Below are 1,644 nucleotides of genomic sequence, written 5' to 3'. Positions count from 1 at the left end.
CGACCGCCGACCAGCCGCGCGAGCCCGCTCCGGCCCCCGACCTGCGCCTCGATCTGGACCTGGCGGGCCTGCGGGCCGGCCTCCAGCGCCAGGACGTGGACGCCTGGTACGACCGGCTCTGGCGCGAGGGCGTCGAGACCGGCGCCGCGGCGGCCACCGTGACGGAGCTCTGGCGGAGCGGCGACGACCTGCTCGCCCGGCTGCGGCGCGAGGAGACCGGCGACGATCTCCAGCCCCTCCTGGAGACCGCGTTCACCCTGGCTGCGGCCTTCCACGCGGGCCGGGCCACCCCCGCCGCCCTGGACCGCCTCACCGTCGAGGACCGGCTGCCGGCCGAGGTCTGGGCGCACGTCCGGCACCGCGCCGACGGCTCCTTCACGGTCGCCCTGCTCTCCCCCGACGGCGCCCCGCTGGCGGCCGTCGAGGGCCTGCGGCTGCTGCCGGTCACCCCGGCCGAGACCTCCCGGCGGGCCGCGGCCGCGCTGCGCCACCACACGCTCGGCTGGCAGCCGCTGCCGGCACGCTCCGGGATCGCCACCATGGCTGCCCCCCAGGGCAGTTGGCTGGTCTTCGGCACCGACCCCGAGCAGGTGCGCGGCCGGCGCGCCCGGCTGGCGCTGGAGGGCGTCACCGCCCTCGCCGTCCTCCCGGACGCCGGCGCCGCCGCCGGGGATCCGGACACCCTGCTGGTCGCGCCCGAACTCCCGGACTCCCTGGAGCAGTTGTGGGCGCAGCTGCGCCGCCGCGAGATCACCGTGGCGGGCCTGCTGCTGTACGGCCCGGACCCGGCGGGCGCCGGCGGCGAGCCGCTCGCGGAGGGCGAGGGCGTGTCCGCCCGGCACGGCTTCGCCTTCCTCCAGGGCTTCCTGCGCGAGTTCGCGGCCCAGGACCCGGCGGTCGTGCTCTGCTCGACCGGGGCGCTGGCGCCCCGCTCTCCGGAGTCCGTCGCGCCGCGCCCGGAGCAGTCGCTGCTCACCGCGCTGGCCCGGACCGTCACCTGGGAGCACCCGAACCTGCCGTGCGTCCAGGTCGACCTGGAGCCCGGCGCGGAGGAGCCCGACGCCGGCACCCTGGTGCGGCACGCGGTGGGCGTCGCGGGCTCCGGCCTGCTGGCCGTCCGCGGCGGGCGCTGGTACGAGGCCCGGCTCCAGGAGGCCCCGCTGCCCGGCGAGGAGCAGGAGGGCGTCAAGATCCGTCCGGACGCCGGCTACCTGGTGGTCGGCGGCGGCGCGGCGGAGGCCTCGGCGGTGGTCGACTGGCTGGTCGGGCAGGGCGCCCGCGCGGTGGCCGTGGCCGGTCCCGAGCCGGTCGCCGTCGACGACGAGCGGGTCCGGCCGCTGCACGTCGAGGGCGACCTCGGCGATCCGGCGGCCGTCGCCGCGCTGCTCGAACGGGTCGACCGGGAGCTGCCGCCGCTGCGCGGCGTCGTGCACCTCGCCGACCCGGCGCCGCACGCCCCGCTGGACGGCTGGGAGTGGGCCGACTTCAGCACCGCCGTCGGCCGCGGCGTCCGAGGGCCCTGGCAGCTGCACCGGCAGACCTGGGGGCTCGACTTCCTGGTGTTCTCCAGCCCGGTCACCTCGCTGGCCGGGCACCCGGGCGAGGCGGTGGCCACCGCGGTCGACGCCTACCTCGAAGCGCTCG

The 1,644-nt window shown here is 78.8% G+C and carries 1 protein-coding gene; it reads left to right on the top strand.

The window, feature by feature from the left end; all coding sequences use genetic code 11:
- Positions 1-1,644 (top strand): KR domain-containing protein (locus ABD308_RS38510; RefSeq protein WP_344345628.1); only part of this gene is annotated, 1,644 nt, incomplete at both ends.

The sequence above is a fragment of the Kitasatospora putterlickiae genome (genome assembly GCF_039527695.1).
GTDB classification, from domain to species: Bacteria; Actinomycetota; Actinomycetes; order Streptomycetales; family Streptomycetaceae; genus Kitasatospora; species Kitasatospora putterlickiae.
The sequence above is the reverse complement of the archived record's forward strand: the minus strand, read 5'-3'. Positions and strand labels throughout refer to the sequence as shown.